Annotated in this window: 18 protein-coding genes and 2 pseudogenes; 10 read left to right on the plus strand and 10 right to left on the minus strand. The window is 51.3% G+C overall.

The window, feature by feature from the left end; all coding sequences use genetic code 11:
- Positions 1–167: 167 nt before the first annotated feature.
- The 5 genes from ACTHTU_RS09940 (at position 168) to copM (ending at position 6,220) form a co-directional block, all read left to right on the plus strand.
- Positions 168–1,226: a histone deacetylase family protein gene (locus ACTHTU_RS09940; RefSeq protein WP_440362450.1), complete on the plus strand. Its 1,059-nt coding sequence runs from the start codon at positions 168–170 to the stop codon at positions 1,224–1,226.
- A 234-nt stretch (positions 1,227–1,460) separates the two neighbouring features.
- The gene (locus ACTHTU_RS09945; protein ID WP_003745670.1) at positions 1,461–2,525 is read left to right on the plus strand and encodes a 2,3-butanediol dehydrogenase; all 1,065 of its coding nucleotides are present in this window, start codon (positions 1,461–1,463) and stop codon (positions 2,523–2,525) included.
- 118 nt (positions 2,526–2,643) lie between these two features.
- Positions 2,644–3,786: an NADH-dependent flavin oxidoreductase gene (locus tag ACTHTU_RS09950; protein ID WP_440362451.1), complete on the plus strand. Its 1,143-nt coding sequence runs from the start codon at positions 2,644–2,646 to the stop codon at positions 3,784–3,786.
- Between the two features lie 213 nt (positions 3,787–3,999).
- Entirely contained in the window at positions 4,000–5,595 is a 1,596-nt protein-coding gene (locus ACTHTU_RS09955) for a peptide chain release factor 3 (RefSeq protein ID WP_440362452.1), read from the plus strand.
- Between the two features lie 241 nt (positions 5,596–5,836).
- A complete protein-coding gene (gene copM / locus ACTHTU_RS09960; protein ID WP_440362453.1) occupies positions 5,837–6,220 on the plus strand; it encodes a CopM family metallochaperone in 384 nt (127 codons plus the stop codon).
- 24 nt (positions 6,221–6,244) lie between these two features.
- Here copM and ACTHTU_RS09965 read toward each other — a convergent pair.
- Positions 6,245–6,415: pseudogene (locus tag ACTHTU_RS09965) on the minus strand (IS3 family transposase); the annotation flags it as partial.
- Positions 6,402–6,968: pseudogene (locus tag ACTHTU_RS09970) on the minus strand (sulfite exporter TauE/SafE family protein); the annotation flags it as partial. The pseudogenes ACTHTU_RS09970 and ACTHTU_RS09965, both read right to left, overlap by 14 nt.
- 196 nt (positions 6,969–7,164) lie before the next feature.
- On the opposite strand from ACTHTU_RS09970, the gene ACTHTU_RS09975 reads away from it, so the two are divergent.
- Positions 7,165–7,710, plus strand: coding sequence for a TIGR00645 family protein (locus ACTHTU_RS09975; RefSeq protein WP_440362454.1), 546 nt, complete (start codon positions 7,165–7,167; stop codon positions 7,708–7,710).
- Between the two features lie 68 nt (positions 7,711–7,778).
- Here the strand turns inward: ACTHTU_RS09975 and ACTHTU_RS09980 are convergent, their stop codons facing one another.
- Both ACTHTU_RS09980 and ACTHTU_RS09985 read right to left on the minus strand, forming a co-directional pair.
- On the minus strand, positions 7,779–8,729 hold the full coding sequence (locus tag ACTHTU_RS09980; protein ID WP_107858252.1) for a bile acid:sodium symporter family protein: 951 nt from the start codon (positions 8,727–8,729) through the stop codon (positions 7,779–7,781).
- A 205-nt stretch (positions 8,730–8,934) separates the two neighbouring features.
- Positions 8,935–9,822 (minus strand): YicC/YloC family endoribonuclease, encoded by an 888-nt coding sequence (locus ACTHTU_RS09985; RefSeq protein ID WP_440362455.1) that lies wholly within the window; start codon positions 9,820–9,822, stop codon positions 8,935–8,937.
- Between the two features lie 137 nt (positions 9,823–9,959).
- On the opposite strand from ACTHTU_RS09985, the gene rph reads away from it, so the two are divergent.
- Together rph and ACTHTU_RS09995 are read left to right on the plus strand one after the other, a co-directional pair.
- Complete coding sequence (gene rph, locus ACTHTU_RS09990) at positions 9,960–10,688, plus strand: ribonuclease PH (RefSeq protein WP_003686003.1); 729 nt, start codon at positions 9,960–9,962, stop codon at positions 10,686–10,688.
- A 171-nt stretch (positions 10,689–10,859) separates the two neighbouring features.
- Positions 10,860–12,080, plus strand: a complete 1,221-nt coding sequence (locus tag ACTHTU_RS09995) for an aspartate kinase (protein WP_070583623.1) — start codon at positions 10,860–10,862, stop codon at positions 12,078–12,080.
- Between the two features lie 78 nt (positions 12,081–12,158).
- On the opposite strand, the gene ACTHTU_RS10000 is transcribed toward ACTHTU_RS09995, so the two are convergent.
- A complete protein-coding gene (locus ACTHTU_RS10000; RefSeq protein ID WP_440362456.1) occupies positions 12,159–12,599 on the minus strand; it encodes a DNA polymerase III subunit chi in 441 nt (146 codons plus the stop codon).
- 37 nt (positions 12,600–12,636) lie between these two features.
- Positions 12,637–15,123 carry a heavy metal translocating P-type ATPase gene (locus ACTHTU_RS10005; RefSeq protein ID WP_440362477.1) on the minus strand — a complete coding sequence of 829 codons (2,487 nt, stop codon included), beginning with the start codon at positions 15,121–15,123 and terminating at the stop codon, positions 12,637–12,639.
- Between the two features lie 360 nt (positions 15,124–15,483).
- On the opposite strand from ACTHTU_RS10005, the gene ACTHTU_RS10010 reads away from it, so the two are divergent.
- Positions 15,484–15,609: a hypothetical protein gene (locus ACTHTU_RS10010; RefSeq protein ID WP_003678791.1), complete on the plus strand. Its 126-nt coding sequence runs from the start codon at positions 15,484–15,486 to the stop codon at positions 15,607–15,609.
- A 68-nt stretch (positions 15,610–15,677) separates the two neighbouring features.
- Here the strand turns inward: ACTHTU_RS10010 and hflX are convergent, their stop codons facing one another.
- From hflX to lptF, 4 genes are all read right to left on the minus strand, one after another.
- On the minus strand, positions 15,678–16,838 hold the full coding sequence (hflX, locus tag ACTHTU_RS10015) for a GTPase HflX (RefSeq protein WP_440362457.1): 1,161 nt from the start codon (positions 16,836–16,838) through the stop codon (positions 15,678–15,680).
- 44 nt (positions 16,839–16,882) lie between these two features.
- Complete coding sequence (locus tag ACTHTU_RS10020) at positions 16,883–18,103, minus strand: glycosyltransferase (protein WP_440362458.1); 1,221 nt, start codon at positions 18,101–18,103, stop codon at positions 16,883–16,885.
- Between the two features lie 118 nt (positions 18,104–18,221).
- Positions 18,222–19,292 carry an LPS export ABC transporter permease LptG gene (gene lptG, locus ACTHTU_RS10025; RefSeq protein ID WP_440362459.1) on the minus strand — a complete coding sequence of 357 codons (1,071 nt, stop codon included), beginning with the start codon at positions 19,290–19,292 and terminating at the stop codon, positions 18,222–18,224.
- Positions 19,289–20,404 (minus strand): LPS export ABC transporter permease LptF, encoded by a 1,116-nt coding sequence (gene lptF, locus ACTHTU_RS10030; RefSeq protein WP_004519285.1) that lies wholly within the window; start codon positions 20,402–20,404, stop codon positions 19,289–19,291. Before lptF ends, lptG begins: the two co-directional genes overlap by 4 nt.
- Positions 20,405–20,562: 158 nt before the next feature.
- Between lptF and ACTHTU_RS10035 the strand changes: the two genes are divergently transcribed.
- Entirely contained in the window at positions 20,563–21,972 is a 1,410-nt protein-coding gene (locus tag ACTHTU_RS10035; protein ID WP_440362460.1) for a leucyl aminopeptidase, read from the plus strand.
- Positions 21,973–22,053: the final 81 nt, after the last annotated feature.

Here is a 22,053-nt window from a genome sequence, read left to right on the forward strand (position 1 = left end):
TTCTTTTGAGTTTTAAGATAAAGTAAAAAACTGCATACAGTCCAAAACGCAGTTGGTCGGACTGTAAAATTGAGCTATTCTAAAGGCCGTCTGAAAAATTTCCAAGCATTTCCGTATTTATTAACCATATTTAGCAGTCCGTGCGACTCGTTCGATACACACTTTCCATGCTTAAAAAAATCATTTGGCGCGTGCGTACCCTGCTGCGTCGACTACTTGGCAAAAATGCCCGCACCGTATGGATTTCCCATCCGATATTTCTGCAGCACCAGCCGGGCACCAACCACCCCGACAAGCCAGAACGCATCAGCGCCATTCAAGCCGCCTTAAAAACGGAAGGCATTTGGCGTCATCTGCAAACCGCTGAAGCACCCGAAATCAAAGATGCACAACTGGCATTGGTCCACTCGCGCAACTATCTGCACGAATTGGAGGCCGCCCAGCCGCTACCCGGCAAAATCCACCGCATCGATGACGATACGGTCATCTGCCACGACTCCCTTCAAGCCGCCCGTTTTGCGGCCGGAGCCGTTGTCAAAGCAGTCGATATGGTGATGAACAAAAAAGCCTGGCATGCTTTTTGCGCCATCCGCCCGCCAGGCCACCATGCCCACAGCAACAGCGCCAGCGGATTCTGCCTCGTCAACAACACCGCCGCCGGTGTGATGCACGCCATTGCCCAATACCGCTTGCAACGAATCGCCGTCATTGATTTCGACGCCCACTTCGGCGACGGTACGGCGGAGATTCTCCGAGACGATCCGCGCGTGATGTTTTTCAACCTGTTTGAAACCGACATCTTTCCCTTCCCTCAAGCGGAACAATACGCCGGCAATAAGAATATGCTGCATACGCCCCTCAAACCAGGTACAGGCAGCCGTATCTTCCGCACGACCATCCGCGAACAATGGCTGCCCAAGCTCACGGCTTTCCGTCCCGAGTTGGTGTTGCTTTCGGCAGGTTTTGACGGGCACAAACAAGACGAAACAGGCCGTCTGAACCTGCATGAAGCCGACTTTGCCTGGCTGACGCACAAAATCGTCCAAGCAACGGCAAGCTGTCAAGGACGTGTCGTTTCCGTACTGGAAGGCGGCTATACTTTGGCATCCATGTCCAAATCCGCCGCTGCCCACATCCGCGTATTGGCGGGCTTAAGCAAGGCCGATTACGTCATCGCCTACCAAAAACATCTGAAGCGCGGCAAAAGTAACAATCCTACACCATAACGCATTCAAACTATTGCCCCCAGGCCGTCTGAAAATATATTATCCGTTTCAGACGGCCTTTTTTTTCATTTACAAACTTTAATTTGAGCAAAGACAAACCATTTTCATATTATCAGTAGTAAAATAACAAACATAAAACATATCAATAAAAACATTTCACACGCCACACTGCTTCCCTTTCCCCAATTGACCGTCTTTTTCAGACGGCCTCCACTTAAAAAAAGGAGCGTTACAATGAAAGCAGCACGTTTTTACAACAAAGGCGACATCCGCATCGAAGACATTCCCGAGCCAACCGTAGCTCCGGGTACTGTCGGCATCAATGTTGCTTGGTGCGGTATCTGCGGTACCGACCTGCACGAATTCATGGAAGGCCCGATTTTCATTCCGCCTTGCGGCCATCCGCATCCAATCTCCGGCGAGTCAGCCCCTGTAACCATGGGTCACGAGTTCTCCGGCGTGGTTTATGCCGTAGGTGAAGGCGTGGATGACATCAAAGTCGGTCAACACGTTGTTGTCGAACCCTACATCATCCGCGACGACGTACCGACCGGCGAAGGCAGCAACTACCACCTCTCCAAAGACATGAACTTCATCGGCTTGGGCGGTTGCGGTGGCGGCTTGTCTGAAAAAATCGCCGTTAAACGCCGTTGGGTACACCCTATTTCCGACAAAATCCCATTGGACCAAGCTGCTTTGATTGAGCCTCTGTCTGTCGGCCACCATGCTTATGTACGCAGTGGCGCGAAAGAAGGCGACGTCGCATTGGTCGGCGGTGCAGGTCCAATCGGTTTGCTGTTGGCTGCCGTATTGAAAGCCAAAGGCATCAAAGTCATCATCACCGAATTGAGCAAAGCACGCAAAGACAAAGCACGCGAAGCCGGCGTGGCCGACTACATCCTCGACCCGTCCGAAGTCGATGTCGTTGAAGAAGTGAAAAAACTGACCAACGGCGAAGGCGTAGACGTTGCATTCGAATGCACCAGCGTCAACAAAGTGCTGGACACCATGGTCGAAGCGTGCCGTCCGACTGCGAAAGTCGTCATCGTATCCATTTGGAGCCACCCCGCTACCATCAACGTCCACAGCGTTGTGATGAAAGAGCTGGACGTGCGCGGCACCATCGCCTACTGCAACGACCATGCAGAAACCATCAAATTGGTTGAAGAAGGCAAAATCAACCTTGAGCCTTTCATCACCCAACGCATCAAACTGGACGAACTGATTTCCGAAGGCTTCGAGCGCTTGATCCACAACAACGAATCCGCAGTAAAAATCATTGTCAATCCTAATCTTTAATCCTAAGGCTTAAAGAATAAACAGGCCGTCTGAAATTTTTCAGACGGCCTGTGTACTTGATAATTTCCCGAATGGCCCAATCCTCTGCCAACCATTCACTTATCAAGAGCAAAATCTCATGAATCCAAAATACGCCCCACTCTTCCAAACATACACCCTCAATAACGGCGTAACCATCAAAAACCGCCTTGTCGTCGCCCCCATGACCCATTTCGGCTCACAAGCCGACGGTTTGATCAGCGACCAAGAGCGTACCTTCCTCAACAACCGCGCAGGCGATATGGGCATGTTTATCACTGCCGCCACTTTGGTTCAAAAAGACGGCAAAGCCTTTCACGGCCAACCTGAAGCCACAGGCGAACACTGCCTCGACAGCCTGAAAGAAACCGCACAAATCCTGCAACAACAAGGCGCAAAAGCGATTTTGCAAATCCATCACGGCGGTTCCAAAGCCGTTGATGACCTTTTGGACGGTCTCGACAAAATCAGCGCTTCCGCCAGCGAAGCCGAACACGCACGCGAAGCGACCGCAGAAGAAGTCGAAGCACTCATCGCCTCTTATGCGCAAGCCGCCGATTTGGCGCTTCGTGCCGGTTTTGACGGCGTGGAAATCCACGGCGCGAACGGCTATCTGATCCAACAGTTTTACTCTGCCCAAAGCAACCGCCGCAACGACCAATGGGGCGGCAGCTTGGAAAACAGAATGCGCTTCCCGCTTGCCGTGATCGATGCCGTGGTTGCCGTCCGTGAAAAACACCAGCGCAACGACTTCATCATCGGCTACCGCTTCTCCCCTGAAGAACCGGGCGACGACGGCTTAACCATGACCGAAACCGGCGCACTGATTGACGCATTGGTACAAAAACCGCTGCAATATCTGCACGTTTCCCTGTGGGAATTTGATAAAAAAATCCGTCGCGGCGGCGATACCGCCCAAACCCGTATGCAGTTTATCCACGAACGCATCAACGGCAAACTGCCGCTTATCGGCGTGGGCAACCTGTTTACCGCCGACCAAATTTTGGCCGCCTATGAAACCGGCTGGGCAGAATTTATCGCATTGGGCAAAACCGTGATGATTAATCCGCACATCGCCACGCAAATCCGTGAAGGCCGCGAAGATGAAATCGAAACGCAACTCGATCCGACGCGTGCCGACCATTACGGTCTCCCCGACACCTTGTGGGGATTTGCCTCCAGCGGTACGCAATCATGGCTGCCGCCGGTAAAAGGCGCAGAATGGAAACCGATGGATATTTAATCATCGATTCATAACCAAAGGCCGTCTGAAACTTTTCAGACGGCCTTTGTTTGGGTACAAACATTGAATTATCAAGCATTTTTTTGTACAATTCCGCATCTTTCAATCTATTGCAGGGCGTGTTGCACACGCCCTTATTTTAGCCTGTTTTCCAACACCCATATCCTTCAGGCCGTCTGAAAAAGCGGCCTGAAACTTTTTGCAAAGAAAACCATGTCCCAAGAAATCCTCGACCAAGTGCGCCGCCGCCGCACGTTTGCCATCATCTCCCACCCCGACGCGGGTAAAACCACGCTGACTGAAAAACTCTTGCTGTTTTCAGGTGCGATTCAGAGCGCGGGTACAGTAAAAGGCAAGAAAACCGGCAAATTCGCCACCTCCGACTGGATGGACATCGAGAAGCAGCGCGGCATTTCCGTAGCCTCATCCGTGATGCAGTTCGACTACAAAGGCCATACCGTCAACCTCTTGGACACGCCGGGACACCAAGACTTCTCCGAAGATACCTACCGCGTATTGACCGCCGTTGACAGCGCCTTGATGGTGATTGACGCGGCAAAAGGTGTGGAAGCGCAAACCATCAAACTCTTGAACGTCTGCCGCCTACGTAATACGCCGATTGTAACGTTCATGAACAAATACGACCGCGAAGTGCGCGACTCTCTGGAATTGCTGGACGAAGTGGAAAACATCCTGCAAATCCGCTGCGCGCCCGTTACTTGGCCGATCGGCATGGGCAAAAACTTCAAAGGCGTGTACCACATCCTGAACGACGAAATCTATCTCTTCGACGCCGGCGGCGAACGTCTGCCGCACGAGTTCGACATCATCAAAGGCATCGACAATCCTGAATTGGAACAACGCTTTCCATTGGAAATCCAACAGTTGCGCGACGAAATCGAATTGGTGCAGGCGGCTTCTAACAAGTTCAACCTTGACGAATTCCTCGCCGGTGAACTCACGCCCGTGTTCTTCGGTTCGGCAATTAACAACTTCGGTATTCAGGAAATCCTCAATTCATTGATTGAATGGGCTCCTGCGCCGAAACCGCGCGACGCGACCGTACGCATGGTCGAGCCGGACGAGCCGAAGTTCTCCGGATTTATCTTCAAAATCCAAGCCAATATGGACCCGAAACACCGCGACCGTATCGCCTTCTTGCGCGTCTGCTCCGGTAAATTCGAGCGCGGCATGAAGATGAAACATCTGCGTATCAACCGTGAAATTTCCGCCTCCAGCGTAGTAACCTTCATGTCGCACGACCGTGAGCTGGTGGAAGAAGCCTACGCCGGCGACATTATCGGTATCCCAAACCACGGCAACATCCAAATCGGCGACAGCTTCTCCGAAGGCGAACAACTGGCGTTTACCGGCATCCCATTCTTCGCACCCGAACTGTTCCGCAGCGTTCGTATCAAAAACCCACTGAAAATCAAACAACTGCAAAAAGGCTTGCAACAGCTTGGCGAAGAAGGCGCGGTACAGGTTTTCAAACCGATGAGCGGTGCAGATTTGATTTTAGGTGCTGTCGGCGTGTTGCAGTTTGAAGTCGTTACCTCGCGACTGGCCAACGAATACGGCGTAGAAGCCGTGTTCGACAGCGCATCCATCTGGTCGGCACGCTGGGTATCGTGCGAAGACAAGAAAAAGCTGGCGGAATTTGAAAAAGCCAACGCAGGCAACCTTTCGATAGACGCAGGCGGCAACCTCGCATACCTCGCGCCTAACCGCGTCAACCTGAACCTGACGCAAGAACGCTGGCCGGATATCGTGTTCCACGAAACACGCGAGCATTCGGTTAAACTGTAAAACGCAAAGGCCGTCTGAAACTTTCAGACGGCCTTTTTTTCATTCGATATCAACCCAATAAATCCCAAGCAAACTTTCCAATGGTCAGGCACAGCAGCGACATAAATCCGTAGCGCAGCTCAAATATTTTCTTATTTTAGCTTTTAGCACCTCACCAAACATTTTCGGAATAAATGTTGACTTTAACCTTAGGTAAAAGTTTATAATTTGTGCTCCTTCAGTTATCACATAGGAGAAAAACATGAAAAAACTTATGACTTTTATCACACTTAGCGCTGTTGCAATTTCAAATTATGCCCAAGCTAATGAACAACCGCATCAAGCACACATGAATATGCCAATGTCGACAGGTTCTGCAATGCAACAAGAATTAATGCAAGGTATGAATCAAATGAATCAAGACATGATGGCAGCTGCGCAATATAAAGATCCTGATGTTGCTTTTGCAGCAGGTATGTTGCCACACCATATTGGCGCAGTAAAAATGGCGGAAGTTGAATTAAAATACGGAAAAAATCCTGAGATGCGTAAGCTTGCTGAGGATATTATTAACGCACAACAAGCGGAAATTGAACAAATGCAAAAATGGCTTAAAGTACACAACAAAAAAAGCTCCGTAAAATGATCTGACCCCAAAAGTTAGACTGATTTAGTTCAAGGACTGAGTTCTGTAATTCACAGAGCTCAGTCCTTTTAGTTTCCCCTGAATGCGCTCATGGTTGTAATAATGAATGTACTCATGAATCGTTTTTTCCAGTTGTTAGAACGTCTCAAATCATTTACCGTAATAACATTCCATTTTTAATCGTCCAATTGATGACCTTTGCCGAGGCGTTGGCCGCTAAAAAATCATAGCCGTAAAAGCGGACAAACACAAAAGCCAATAAGCTGCCCGTTCCCGGCCCGAACACGCCGTCGTAAAACCCGATTAACGCGCCGAAAAATAATCCCCATAAAGTTTCGCGGCGCGTCAGCTTTTCAGTGCGCACCGTCTGCCCCAAGTCTTTTTTCAAAAAAGTGTACAGGCACATGGCAATCATGATGACCAGCATTGCCGGTTTCATGTATTGCACGGGGAAATACACCACCGTTTTCGCGCCCAAATATGAAGCGGCAAATGCTAACGCCGCGGCAGGCAGCAGCATTTTCCACGGCACGGGAATTCGGCGCAGATATTGCCCCGTCGCGGTCAACGTGCCACAGCAGGAAGCAAATTTATTGACACCCATCACCGAGGCCACAGGCATGGTATTTGGCAATAGGTTGAACAATCCGGGAATCTGCAACAGTCCGCCGCCGCCAACCGCCGCATCCATCAGCCCGGCGGCAAAGCCGACCAACACCAGATAATAAAAAAACGAATCTGCAAACATAATGTCCATCTCTAAAAAGCAAAGCGATTTTGCGCGTGTTTACCTGTTCTGACAACCTACAAGGCCGTCTGAAAAACAAGGAACGATATTCTGTTTTCAGACGGCCTTTCTTTTTAAATTCAGCCACTCAAATTGCAGCTTAAAAACTTTTCCATTAAAATGCCGCCCCTTATCTTTCCCACACACAACACATTTTATGGAACATTCCACTCCAACCAAACGCACAGCCCACGATCGAATGGACATCTTCGCGCATTTCATTTTCGCCAGCCGCTGGCTGCAACTGCCGATTTATATAGGCTTGATTATCGCCCAAGTCATTTATGCCTGTAAGTTCCTCAAATCCTTGTGGCACTTGGTATCCAATTTCAGCATCATGGATGAAAACACCATCATGATCGCCGTATTGAACCTGATTGATGTCGTGATGATTGCCAACCTGCTGACCATGGTCATTGTCGGCGGCTATGAGACCTTCGTTTCCCGCCTGCACGTTGAAGAACATCCCGACCAGCCCGAATGGCTCAGTCATGTCAATGCTTCGGTTTTGAAGGTTAAGCTGTCAATGTCCATCATCAGCATTTCCTCCATCCACCTGCTGCAAACCTTCCTCAACGCCGCCAATCTGTCGGAAAAACAAATCATGTGGCAATGTATTACCCACATCTGCTTCCTAATTTCCGCCCTCGCCATGGCTTTAACAGACAAAATCGTGTACAGCACGACGCATAAAGCGCATTGATAAAAGGCAATCAAAAGGCCGTCTGAAGTGTTTCAGACGGCCTTTTGTTATCTGGCAATGTTTACAGCTTATTGTTTACGCTTGTCCCACCAGGCAAACAAATTGCCCAAAACCGTTCCCGATACGGAGTGCCAAACGCAGGCAACAGCGGCGGCAACGGCGGACTCGGCATTACCGGGGAAAAATTTAGCACTCAAACCGGTCGCAAGTCCGGCATTTTGTACGCCGACTTCGATGGCAAGGGTGCGTTTTTTGGCGGTATTCATGCCGGTCAGCGCGCCACTGTAATAGCCGAGGATGTAGCCGCCGATGTTGTGGGCAGCGATGGCGAGTACCATAACAAAAGCGGATTCAGCAAAGCGGTGGCCGTGAACGGCAGCAACGCCGCCGACGATACAGGCAAACGCGACAACGGCAACGGCCGGCATAATCGCGCGCACGTCTTCAAACCAATGTTTTTTATGCAGCAATATATTGGCGACAGAACCGATAACGACAGGCAACAGGGTAACGAGCAGCATAAATTTGAACATACCCCAGCCGTCCATTTCGACGGTTTGACCAACAAGATAAGTCATCCACAATGGCGTCATCACAGGCGCGAGGACGGTGGAAACAGTGGTCATGCCGACCGAAAAGGCAACATCGCCTTTAGCCAAAAAACTCATAATATTGGACGAAACACCGCCCGGGCAGGTACCGACCAAAACCAAACCCAGCGTCAATCCGGGCGAAAGGTCAAAGGCTCTGGCAATACCGATGGCAAGCAGCGGCATAATCGTATATTGGGCGATTGCGCCGATGAAAATATCGAGCGGACGTTGCGCCAAAATTTGATAATCTTCTTTGCCCAAAGTCATGCCCATACCCAGCATGATAATACCGAGTACGACGACTTGCGTATCGCCTTTTACCCACGAAAAAGTGGCAGGTTCGATAAAGGCGATGATGGAGGCAAGGACGATAATCAGGGCGGTGAAGCGGGTCATTTGCCGACTGATAGCGGTCAAAAAGTTCATGATTTTTCTCCTGTGTATGTTTTTATCATGACAATAATTGCCATAATTTAACACATATTAACTCTTGTGTGCAATTACAGTGACAAAACAGGAAATCCGCCATCCAATAATGTTTAAAAACACACCACAACGATTCCACCCTATATCAACACAAAGGCCGTCTGAAACTTTTCAGACGACCTTGTTTTATCTGTTCATGATCGATTTATTCGATATTTTGAACCTGTTCGCGCATTTGCTCGATTAAGACTTTCAGTTCAACCGACGCTTGCGTACATTCGGCAGCGATGGCTTTGCTGCCCAAAGTATTGGCTTCACGGTTCAACTCTTGCATCAAGAAGTCTAAACGTTTGCCTGCGCTGCCCTTGCCTTCGGTAACGATACGGCGTACTTCGGCGATATGGGTGCGCAAACGGCTGAATTCTTCATCCACATCAGATTTTTGGATAAATAAAGCAAATTCCTGTTGCAAGCGGTCGTTGTCGATATTACCGACGGCTTCTGCCAAACGGGCTTTGACTTTGTCCATATGCGCCTGCAGCAGGCTTGGGAACAATTCGTTCAAAGCGTCTACAATCTCTTCCATGCCGTCCAGACGTTGCAGCAAATGTTCGCCCAGTTTTTTACCTTCGCGTTTGCGGGCGGCAGTAAACTCTTTCAACGCGCCGGTCAATAAATCTTTGACACCTTTCGCCAAAGCCTCGGAGTCTTCGCCCTGGCCTGCTAAAACGCCGGGGAAACGCAAAACGTCGGCCACGCTCAGCTTGCCGAAATTGTGTTCCTTGCGCCATTCTTTGTTCAAATGCGCCAGCTGTGAGACCAAATCCTGATTGACTTCCAAAGTCTGACCGCCAGAAGCCGCATCTTGCAGCTGAACACGGCATTCCAGTTTACCGCGAGCCACAGCCGCGGCAATCTGCTCGCGCAACGCGCCTTCCAAATAGCGCAACTCTTCCGGCATACGGAATTGGACATCCAAATAACGATGGTTGACCGCGCGGATTTCCAAATTAATCCGCTTGCCGCCGCATTCGCCTGCGGCATTAGCAAAGCCGGTCATGCTGTGGATTTGAATAGTTCGTCTTGTAGCCATGGTTTTACTCCGTTTCCAAATACGAGTGAAAGTATGGACACTATAACACACCCGACCGCCGATTTTCAGACGGCCTTTGATGCCAAATTCCTCTATAATCCAAGGCAACCTATTTTTTATTCCCCCAAAGGACCATCATGAGCGACTACACCCGCACCGGCCGCGCCGCCGACAGCCTGCGCAACATCAAAATTACGCCCAATTTCCTGCCACACGCCGACGGCTCCTGCCTTATCGAGTGTGGCAACACCAAAGTGATTTGCACTGCCTCCATCGATGAAAACGTTCCCCCTTTCCTACGCGGTAAAGAACAAGGCTGGGTGACTGCCGAATACGGCATGTTGCCGGCTTCCACCGCCTCCCGTATGCGCCGCGAGGCCGCCGCGGGCAAACAGTCAGGCCGCACACAAGAAATCCAACGCCTAATCGGCCGCTCGCTACGCGCCGTCGTCGATATGGAAAAACTCGGCGAACGCCAAATCCTGATTGACTGCGACGTTATCCAAGCCGACGGCGGCACGCGTACCGCCTCCATTACCGGTGCCTACGTTGCCCTGCAAATCGCCGTGGACAAACTCCTTTCAGACGGCCTTATCAGCGAAAACCCTATCCGTGAAGCCGTTGCCGCCGTTTCCGCCGGCGTGGTGGGCGGTGTACCGCTTTTAGACTTGGACTATCCCGAAGATTCAGGCTGCGACAGCGACGTTAACATCATCATGACCGCTTCCGGCAAAATCATCGAAATCCAAGGTACGGCCGAAGGCGCGCCGTTTAGCATCGAAGAATTGGGCAAACTGATTGCCTTGGCGCATAAAGGCATTGCCGAATTGGTTCAACACCAGCAGGCCGCCCTTTTGGCCCGATAATCAGCAAGGCCGTCTGAAAACTTTCAGACGGCCTTTTTTAACCAAACCCCTTTATGCGTATTTACTCAAAAAAGCGCGTCCCATCCTTGAATTTCATGTAAAAAATAGTAATAATAACCCTTTTTCCAGCAAACCAAGCTGCCCGACAACCCCCACAAGAAAGCACGAAACATGGCGTTAATCGTACATAAATACGGCGGCACATCAGTAGGCTCGCCCGAACGCATCAAAAACGTAGCCAAACGTGTCGCCAAAGCCCGCGCCGAAGGACACGACATCGTAGTCGTCGTATCCGCCATGAGCGGCGAAACCAACCGACTGGTCGCACTGGCGCACGAAATGCAAGAGCATCCCGATCCGCGCGAGCTGGACGTCGTCCTTGCCACCGGCGAACAAGTAACCATCGGCCTACTGGCCATGGCCCTGAAAGACATTGGCATTGACGCCAAAAGCTACACCGGCTGGCAAGTCGCCCTCCAAACCGACACTTCCCACACCAAAGCCCGCATCGAAAATATCGACGACGAAAGAATGCGTGCCGATTTGGCCGCCGGTAAAGTCGTTATCGTAGCCGGTTTCCAAGGCATCAGCAGCGAAGGCAATATCTCAACCCTCGGCCGTGGCGGTTCGGACACTTCCGCCGTTGCCATCGCCGCAGCCCTCAAAGCCGACGAATGCCAAATTTACACCGACGTGGACGGCGTTTACACCACCGACCCGCGCGTCGTACCCGAAGCGCGCCGCATGGATACGATCACTTTTGAAGAAATGATCGAATTGGCCAGTCTCGGCTCAAAAGTTTTACAAATCCGCTCCGTAGAATTCGCCGGAAAATACAAAGTGCGCCTGCGCGTACTCAGCAGCCTGCAAGATGGCGGCAACGGCACCCTGATTACCTTTGAAGAGGACGACAACATGGAAAGAGCAGCCGTAACCGGTATCGCATTCGACAAAAACCAAGCACGCATCAACGTACGCGGCGTACCTGACAAACCCGGCGTTGCCTACCAAATCCTCGGCGCAGTTGCCGATGCCAACATCGAAGTCGACATGATCATCCAAAATGTCGGCAGTGAAGGCACAACCGACTTCTCCTTCACCGTTCCACGCGGCGACTACAAACAAACCATCGAACTCCTGCAACAACGCCAAGACAGCATCGGCGCCGCTTACATCGACGGCGACGACACCGTATGCAAAGTCTCCGCAGTCGGCTTGGGCATGCGTTCACACGTCGGCGTAGCTGCCAAAATCTTCCGCACCCTCGCAGAAGAAGGCATCAACATCCAAATGATTTCAACTTCCGAAATCAAAGTATCCGTCCTGATTGACGAAAAATACATGGAACTGGCCACCCGCGTTCTGCATAAAGCATTCGACTTAGGCAACTAATTCCAGCCAATCAAAAGGCCGTCTGAAACTTTATTATTTCAGACGGCCTTTTTTATTAAAACCTTGCTGTTTCAACCCTCAATCCTTCCCTTCTCTCGAAAAATGCTCAATCTCAAATCCGCTCTGACGATAAGCTCGGAAACGGTCTCGGGCTTCGGCCAAATCTTCTAAGCTGTTGCCCACAATTTCAAGGATACGGTTTGGAATGGCCGGGGCTTGGCTCCAGAAATCGGCAGACAGGTTCAAAACCGTGCAATCCTGCGGAATATTCGGTAATGCATTTCCAAATGCAAGCAATACCGGCGTTTCAGACGGCATGGGGTCGGTAGGCAGCCAGACTTCATGCGGAATAAAGCTTTCGGGAATCTGCTGCCACAAATCAATGTCGAGTTGCTGCACTGCCGCAGCAGAATCCGACCACACCAAAATCTGCCCGCCATCGCGTATGGCGCGCGCAATCAGGCGGCAGGAAAAGGCGGCCGGCTGGGCGACGTGTGTATAAAAAGTGGCTTTAGGCATGGCGTATTCTTTCGTTTGAGCAATGGATTTGCCGTTTTCAGACAGCCTTTTTGGTTTTCAACAATCTCAAGGCATTGCCCAATACCAGTAGCGAGCTGAAACTCATGCCGAGCGCGGCGATCCACGGGGTAACGTAACCAAACACGGCCAGCGGAACGGCAACCAGATTGTATGCGCTCGCCCAAGTCAGGTTTTGGCGGATGATTTGATGGGTGCGGCGTGCCTGTTCCATCATCACGGGTAAAACGTTCAAATCATCATTGAGCAAAATCACATCCGCACCGTCTCGCGCCACATCGGCACTCGTGGCTACGGCGGCCGATACGTCGGCTTGGGCAAGTACGGGGGCATCGTTGATACCGTCGCCGATCATCATGACTTTACGTCCTTGTTTTTGCAAATTTTCCACATAAGCCAGCTTGTCTTCAGGCGTGGCTTCGGCGCAATAAGCGTCCAAACCCAGCTCTTGCGCGACTTGGGCTACGGCAGCTTGACGGTCGCCGCTTAAAAGGTGCAGACGGATGCCGTGTTGTTTCAGGTTTTGCAACATTTCAACGGCGCTGTCTTTGATTTGGTCTTCCAGCAAAAAGGCCGTCTGAAAACCGCTTTGATTGCCCAAGAAAATAATGCCGCCTGTGTGGTCGATATGGGCAAAGGCTTCGGGCAGATTACCGGCAATTTCCGAAACAAACGCCGCTTTGCCCAAAGCCCAAACTTGGGTTTCGCCATCAAATTCGATTTGCGCGCTGACGCCGTGTCCGATACGGTTGACCCGTTGCTGCACTTTCACATCAAGCTCGGATACAGGGCCGTCTGAAAGCGTATGGTTCAAAATGGCACGGGCGATGGGGTGTTCGGATTGCTGCTCCAATGCTTGGGCGATAGCAAGGGCTTGGGCTTCGTTCAGACGACCTGCGGACAACATACGGCTGACGGAAAGCTGCCCTTTGGTCAGCGTACCGGTTTTATCGAACACAACATCGTCAATTCGGGCAAGCGTTTCCAGGCTTTGTTTGCCGCTGATGAGAATGCCGTCTTTGGCAAGCGCACCGGTCGAAGCGGCCAGCGCGGTCGGTGTGGCAAGCGACAAGGCACACGGGCAGGTAATGACCAGCAGGGCAACGGTAATCCACAAGGCGGTGTGCGCATCGGCATACCACGCCCAGCCGATAAAAACGGGAATAGCAAGCAAGAGCTCGCTAAACACAAAACTGGACGCGTATTTTTCGGCCAACTCGGCGGCACGCGGTTTTTGCGCCAGCGCACGGTCGAGCAGTTTGACGATATGGGACAGGCGCGTGTTGCCGCCGGTATGGTCGGTGCGGATGATTAAAGGGCTGCTGGTGTTGAGCGTGCCGGCGGTTACTTTTTCAGACGGCCTTTTCACGATGGGCAGGCTTTCACCGGTCAACATGGCTTCGTTAACTTCGCTCTCACCGGATAAAACCGTACCATCCACCGGAATGACTTCGCCGGGTTTCACAACAATCGTATCGCCGATATTAAGGCGGACGACTGCGGCTTCCTCGATGGCATCGCTTTCAGGATAAGACGGCAAACGGTGGCAGAATGCCGGAACCAGTTTGACCAACCGCTCCGCCGCATCGCCGGCTTTGCGTCGGGCAATCTGTTCCATAAAACGTCCGCCCAACAAGAAAAACAGCAGCATGGCGATGGATTCAAAATACATGCCCTGCCCTGCGTTGGTAGCCAGGCTGTAAATACCGGCGATAAAGGTCATCACAATGGCAATGGCTATCGGCGTATCCATGCCGACACGGCGGTTTTTCCAGTCACGCCATGCGCCGCGGTAAAACGGCAACGCGCTGTAAAACACAACGGGCAATACCATCAAAAAGCCGCCCCAATGCAGGATTTCCAAATAAAGCGGCTCGATGTCGCCGCCGTAAAAATAAGTCGGCAGGGCAAACATCATCGTCTGCATCATACCCAGACCGGCCACAGCCAATCTGACGATAAACTGTTTGCGCTCTTTCTGAGCCTGCACTTCGATTTTTTGCGCGTCATAAGGCGCGGCGGTATAACCGGTTTGGCGGATTTTCAGCAAAATGTCCGACAATTCAATGTGGGCGCTGTCCCACACCACGCGGCAGCGGTGGGTACTGTAATTCAAATCCACGCGCACCACGCCCTTCATACGCAACAACTGCTGTTCAATCAGCCACACACACGCGGCGCAGGTAATGCCGCCCAGCATCAACACCGCCTCGCGCTCATCCCCTGCGCCAACCTCGACAAAATCAGCCTGCACTTCGGGCAAATCATATAGCTTTAATTGCGACAACACTTCCGGTGGTGGCAATTCAGATTTTTCCGCGTCTGCAGTACGCTGTTTGTAATAATTGCCCAAACCTGCATCAATAATACTCTGCGCCACCGCTTGGCAACCGGCGCAGCAAGTTTCGTGTTCTTCGTCTTCAAAACGAACCGTCAGATGCAGATGTTCCGGGACTTCAAGTCCGCAATGGAAACAGTTTTTTTGGGGATGTGTGGAAGATGTCATCATGTGTTCGATTTATTTTTCAGACGGCCTGAAACAATCGTTTCAGGGTGTTACATTTTAGCAAAAAGCGTTTTTCCGCCTCATTTCATTTACTTTTGAATTAATAGACTGTCGAATTTTATAAAAAATATGGAAAACAAAGTATTGACCGTTTATCAGATGATGAACGGTAATATATAAATACCGTTTATCTTTAAAAACTTCCAATTATTTTAATGTAAAAATGGAACTTTTTTAAAAATTCAAATATATTTTTTATTGACCTCAATCCATTTAAGCAGCATACTTTAGGCATTCCGCGAAGACGGAAATAAAAAACACACATTTACTTATAAAACTAACTTATTGGGAAACCTCACCATGATTGATCGCCTTATGCCTATCTTTGCCGTTATCGGCATTTTATCCAGCACCGTATACCTGAGCCTCGCCGCTTGGATGCTTTACGAAAGCGTGTTCAAAAAGAAAAGCCCTCTGTCGGCATAATCCTCGGATTTAAAATTTTACGGTAAGGCCGTCTGAATATTCAGACGGCCTTGTTTCATTCCATACTATCAATCACTTGGCTGTACGGCCAATTCAATCATCGCTTCGCGCAAACCATCCAAGCCCAAACTTTCGGCGACGGAAACATTCACGCCGACGGCATGTCCGGAATTGTCGCGCAAAATGCCTGCTTCACGCACACCCGACGGCAGCAAATCAACTTTGTTGTACACCACCAATTGCGGAATTTCATGCGCGCCGATTTCTTCCAAGACTTCGTTGACATCGTCCATCTGCCGTTCAAAATCGGGATTGGACGCATCAACGACGTGCAGTAGCACATCCGCCATCGCCGTCTCTTCCAAGGTGGCGGAAAACGCCGACACCAGCTTGTGCGGCAAATCGCGGACGAAGCCGACGGTATCGGTCAAAATCACACTCGCCTCATGCGACAGGAAAAGCCGTCGCGCAGTGGTATCCAAAGTGGCGAACAACTGGTCTTTCGCCAATACGTCTGCTTTGGTCAAACGGTTGAACAGGCTGGATTTTCCGGCGTTGGTATAGCCGACAATGGCAAAGGTTTTCAGACGGCCGCTCATTCGCGATTTGCGGCGCGTGGCGCGTTGTTTGCGGACATCGGCAAGCTGTTTTTTCAATGCCGTGATTTTTTGTCCGATTAAACGGCGGTCGGTTTCCAGCTGGGTTTCGCCCGGCCCTTTCAAGCCGATGCCGCCCTTTTGGCTTTGCAGGTGTCCATAACCGCGCACCAGCCGTCCGCTCAAATGGTTCAGCTGAGCCAGCTCCACCTGCAACTTACCTTCCTGCGACTGGGCGCGTTTGGCAAAAATCGCCAAAATCAAACCCACTCTGTCGAGGACGCGGCATTGAAGCTCTTTTTCCAGATTTCGCTCTTGTGTCGGCGTGAGTTCGTGGTTGAACACGACCAGCCCGACATCATGCTGCTTGACCACTGCCGCCAACTCTTCCGCCTTGCCCGTACCGACAAACAAAGCCGGATGCGGTTTATCGCGGCGTGAAGTTTCGATAGAAACCAAATCGCCGCCGGCCGCGCTCACCAATTCTGCCGCTTCGGTCAAGGCCGTCTGAAAGCCGCGCTCGCGCGTTTCGTTTGCGCCGGAATAGTCCGCCGTCAGCATCACGCCGACTAAGAGGACGCGTTCGGGCTGCTCCAAAGATTTATCGACGGAAAACAGATTGCGCTTGCTCAAAAAATTTCCTTTCAGACGGCCTGACGGCTGAGTCAAAGTCCTGATTAACGGTTTTTCAAAATATCGGCGAAATATTCGGTCACTTCTGCCAAACGTCCACCTTGCGCGGCATAAGGCTGCATTACGGCCACCAACTGCTCCAACACTTCGCGCGTTTCAGTTTGCGCGTGTTCGCGGTAGAGCCACATATTTTGCATGGTCACCGTGGTCAATGCCTCGCGTACATTCAGCAAGAGCAAGTGGCGGCAAGATTCATAGCCTTGGCGCAAATCGCCGGCCGCATAGGCGGTAACCGACAATTCATAGTCGATGTCCAACTGATAAACATTGCTTTGGACAAAAAGAATATCGTCTGTTGGGAACGGAATGCGTTTCGCCATCAGACCGATCGCATGGGAAATGCGGTATTTCCCTTCCTGACGCAGCATGGTTTGCGCAAGGTAGAGACACTCGGCACGGTGCGGGTTGTAATCGTAGCCTGCCAACCAAGTCGCCAAGGCTTCATCGCGTTTGCCCATTAATTTGTAGCACTCGCCCAGCTGTTGGTAAGAAACCGTTACTTCCTCGATCCAACCGCCCAACTCGATACGTTTTTTAAACCATTCGCTCGCACGCTCGGGCATATCAGAATCCCAATAAGAACGCGCCGCATAAAAGGCGTAACGCGGTTTCAGGTCTTCATCTTCAGGACTGTAAAACGCTTTTTCCAAAGAAACGGCGTCAAGCAGGTATTTGTTCGCCATATTGCTGCGTGCGCCGAAACGGCCGCTGAGAACCGTATAGTCGCCATGAAGCGTGGCTTCGCTGGCATCTTGTTTGTCGGTTTCGATAAATTCGTGCAACACGCCGCGCCAGTAGAATGTTCCGTCATTGCGCAACAACAGCGGACGGTAATAAACCACGCTGCCCATGGCATTTCTCATGCGAAGGCGGTAGCGGTCGGCGGTCAGCTCGGGCAATTCCAATTTACCTTCAAAGCGGTCGTCCGCATCAAAAATCAACACGTAATCGGTTTTGTCTTTTGCGTGTTTCAAAGCCTGATTACGGTTGTATGCAAAATTTTGCCAACCATCATGATGAATCTCGCCCACGATGCCCTTTGCATTGAAAAAGCGGCGGATCACGCCGGCAGTATCATCGGTCGAGCCGGTGTCGCTGATGACGTAGTAGTCAAGTTTGATGTGGTCGGTGATGTTGGCCAGTGTTTCTTCGATAATTGCCGCTTCATTTTTGACAATCATATTCAAGCAGATGGTTTGGGACATTTTCAATAGCTGCATTGGTTTGGAAAGGTATTATTTTACTTTAGCATTTTGTTTTTTGCACACAAAATACTCAGGCCGTCTGAAGATTGCCTTTCAGACGGCCTGAAGTTTATTTTGCTTATCTTTTTTCCTGACGACGTATCAGATACACCGCCAACAGTGCAAACAAAACCGTCGGCAAGGCACCGGCCAAAAACGGCGGCACGCCGTACAACTGGCTGGTAAAGCCAAAGAGCCGTCCGGCAAAGTGGAACAGCAAACCGAGGCAGATACCGCCGAAAAGTTTCAAGCCCATATTGCCGTGGCGCGTCGTTTGCGGCGTAAAGGCGAAGGCAACAAGCGCCATCACCCATGCGGCAACGGGATACACCAGCTTGCGCCACCATGCGATGGCATAGACTTGGGTATTTTGGTTGTTTTTTTCCAGATGGTCGATGTAGGTAGTCAATTCGCCGACAGACATTTGGTCGGGCTTAACGAGCAATACATCCATCAGGTTGCGTTTGACGGAAATCGGCCAGTTTTCTTCGGCGGCAGTGGAAGCCTCAACTTTATCTTCGCCCAATATGCTGCGGCGGATATTTTTCAGCTGCCAGCTGCCGTCGGGATTCAAAACAGCTGATTCGGCTTCTGCCGCTTGGATCAGTTCATTTTTATCGTTGCGCTGCCAAATTTTGATGCCCAAAAGCGTATGGTCGGGCAACATTTCGCGCACGTTGATGATGCTGTTTTTTTCTTTCAGCCAAAGGCCGGTATTGCCGGTACTGATTTTGCCGTTGATGGCGGCGGCTTTGATGTTTTCGGCTTTTTGGCTCAGCGTGGGGGCGACCCATTCGCCAAGTGCGACGGTGGCAATGGCGAAAATCAAACCGAACTGCGACAGAATCAACAGCAGCTTTTTGGTACTCATGCCGCTGGCTTTGATAACGGTCAGTTCGCTGCCGGAAGCCAGTTGGCTGAGGGAAATCAGGCCGCCGATCAAAACGGCAAGCGGCATCAGTTCATATGCGCGCGCAGGCATCTGCATTAAAACATACTGCCCCAATTTTGCGCCGTTATAGCTGCCTTTTCCAAGATCGCCGACTTCGTTGATGATTTCAAAAAAGCTGTACAAAGCGAGAAAGGCAAGGAGGGCGTAAACCGCCATAACCGCCATTTGACGGATGATGTAACGTGAAATCAGGTTCATTTTCCGCCTTTCAATGTCAGACTTTTGGCAACCGCCTGCCAGAAGGGTTGGCTAGGCATACTGCGCACACGCAGCAGGACGACGGCAATCACAAACATGATGATGTGCATAGGCAGCAGTCCGAGCCAGAAATGGATTTTGCCGTCTTCCACGGCGTTGCGCAGGAAGGTCAGCCCGTTTTGGTAAACCAAAAACAAACCGATGGCAATCAAGATATTGTAGGTGTGGCCGCTGCGCGGATTGAAATAAGAAAGCGGCACGGCAAGCAGGCACAGCAGCAAAACGCTAACGGTCAAGGAAATACGCCACATCAATTCCGCCTGGTGTTGGGGATTGCTGCTGCCAATCAGTTGGGCAGTCGGAATGGTACGGCGATGTGAAACAGGGTCGATGAGTTTGGGCGTGGTGCTGATAATCAGGCTGAGGTGCTGGAAAGAAACGCGGTTGTAATCGGCTTTGCCGGGCGTACCGCTGTAACGGTAGCCGTCGCGCAATTCAAGCGTACGTTTGTTGTCGGTCAGCGAAAAATTGCCCTCTTTGGCAAAAACGATGTTGTCGTTGCCGTTTTTGTCCTGCTCGCGCAGGAACAGGTTTTTCATGATGCCGGATTCGGTATCGAAGGTTTCGACAAAATAAACCCTGCCGTTGCGCTTGCCCAAGCTATTGAACTCGCCGGCTTCCACCAAAGACAATTCCTGCTTCTGCTTCAAGATTTCGGCATATTCGCGGCTGCGCAACTCTGCCCACGGCATCACCCAAAGCTGCATGACGGCAATCAAAATGGCAAACGGCACGGCAAACTGCATGACCGGGCGTATCCATTGTTTCAATGCCAATCCGCAAGAGAGCCAGACCGACATCTCGCTGTCGCGCCAATAGCGGGTCAATACGGTCAACGTACTGATAAATGCGGTCAACACCAGCAAAAGCGGGGTCATGCCGATTACCCAGAAGCCGACTAAGGCCAACACGGCATCGATGGCGACACGCCCGTCAGCTGCGCGGCCAAGCAGGTTGATGGCCTGCGTGGACACCAATACCGCCAAGAGGACGACAAAGATGCCGACGGCGGTAAAGGAAAGTTCTTTAATAAAGTTTCTTTGGTAAATCATAAGATTGAGCGTGGTATACGGTTTATGGGAAACCTATATTTATTGATAAGGCTTCAGACGGCATGACACAAATGGAGTACAATGATTTTCATCTGTTCGGACGGCTGGTCAACAGGCCGTCTGAACAACCGACAACCGTTCCAATCAGGAGAATAAACGTGAAATTTAGCACAAAAGCCGAAACTTTGCAGGCTCAACAGGCAGGTGCGCAATTATTTGTCTGCGCCGAAGCATCACAACTGAGCAACCCGACTGCCCTCGCCCTCTTCGCTTCCCTTGAAGAAGGTCAAAATTTCGCCGACACCAAAATCCCGACGGACAACGGTTTGCAAGCCATTGCCGTTGCCCGCCTCGAAAAAACCGACCGCGCCACATTAAACAAAGCCGCAGCCGAAGCCGCCAAATGGGCGCAAAATCAAGAAACGGTCAATGTGGACGTTCACGCCTTTGAAGAAGCGCAAGCAGCAGCCGTTGCCGAAGCGTTTGCGATTGCGTTCGGCAATGCCGCCTACCGTTTCGACCGCTACAAAAAAGAAGCCAAACCGGCCAAATTTGCAGAAGCCGTGTTCCACAGCGCACACGAGACCGCCGTCAAAGAAGCCCTGCGCGTTGCCGAAGCGCAAGTTTACGGACAAAGCCTCTGCCGCGACTTGGGCAATGCCGCACCCAACGAATGCACGCCGGAATTCCTCGCGCGTACCGCCAAAGCCGAAGCCGAAAAACTGGGCGCACACGCCAAAATCATTGAAAAAGACTACATCAAAGAAAACATGGGTTCGTTCTGGTCTGTCGCCAAAGGCAGCGTCGAAAACCCATATTTGGTCGAACTGAGCTATTTCGGTGCGGCCGATAAAGAAGCCGCGCCTGTGGTATTGGTCGGCAAAGGCATTACCTTCGATACCGGCGGCATTTCCCTCAAACCCGGCCTGAACATGGACGAAATGAAGTTCGACATGTGCGGCGCGGCAACCGTTATCAGCACCTTCTGCGCCGCCGTCAAACTGCAACTGCCGATCAACCTCATCGCCGTCGTCGCCACCTGCGAAAACATGCCTTCCGGCGCGGCCAACAAACCGGGCGATGTCGTAAAAAGCATGAAAGGCTTGACCATCGAAGTATTGAACACCGATGCCGAAGGCCGTCTGATTTTGTGTGACGCGCTCACTTATGCCGAACAATTCAAACCCAAAGCCGTCATCGACGTCGCCACCTTGACCGGCGCGTGCATCATTGCCTTGGGTCATGACGTTAGCGGCGTGATGGGCAACAATCAAGATTTGGTCGACAGCCTGCTGGCCGCTTCCCGCAACGTGGACGACAAAGCATGGCAACTGCCGCTCTTTGAGACCTACAAAGACCAACTCAAATCCAACTTTGCCGACATCCCCAACATCGGCACGCCCGGCGCAGGCACGATTACCGCCGCCACCTTCCTGTCTTACTTCACCGAAGACTACCCGTGGGCGCACCTCGACATTGCAGGTACCGCATGGAAATCCGGCGGAGAAAAAGGCGCGACCGGCCGCCCTGTTCCTTTATTGCTGAACTATCTGCGCAATGTGAAATAAATCTTGGGGGAAGCCTGCGGGGTTAATCGTTTCAACCCCGCAGGCCGTCTGAAAACGGAATCTGCATTATCTGACTCAACC

This window comes from Neisseria sp. P0020.S005, from assembly GCF_051957055.1.
GTDB lineage: Bacteria > Pseudomonadota > Gammaproteobacteria > Burkholderiales > Neisseriaceae > Neisseria > Neisseria subflava_A.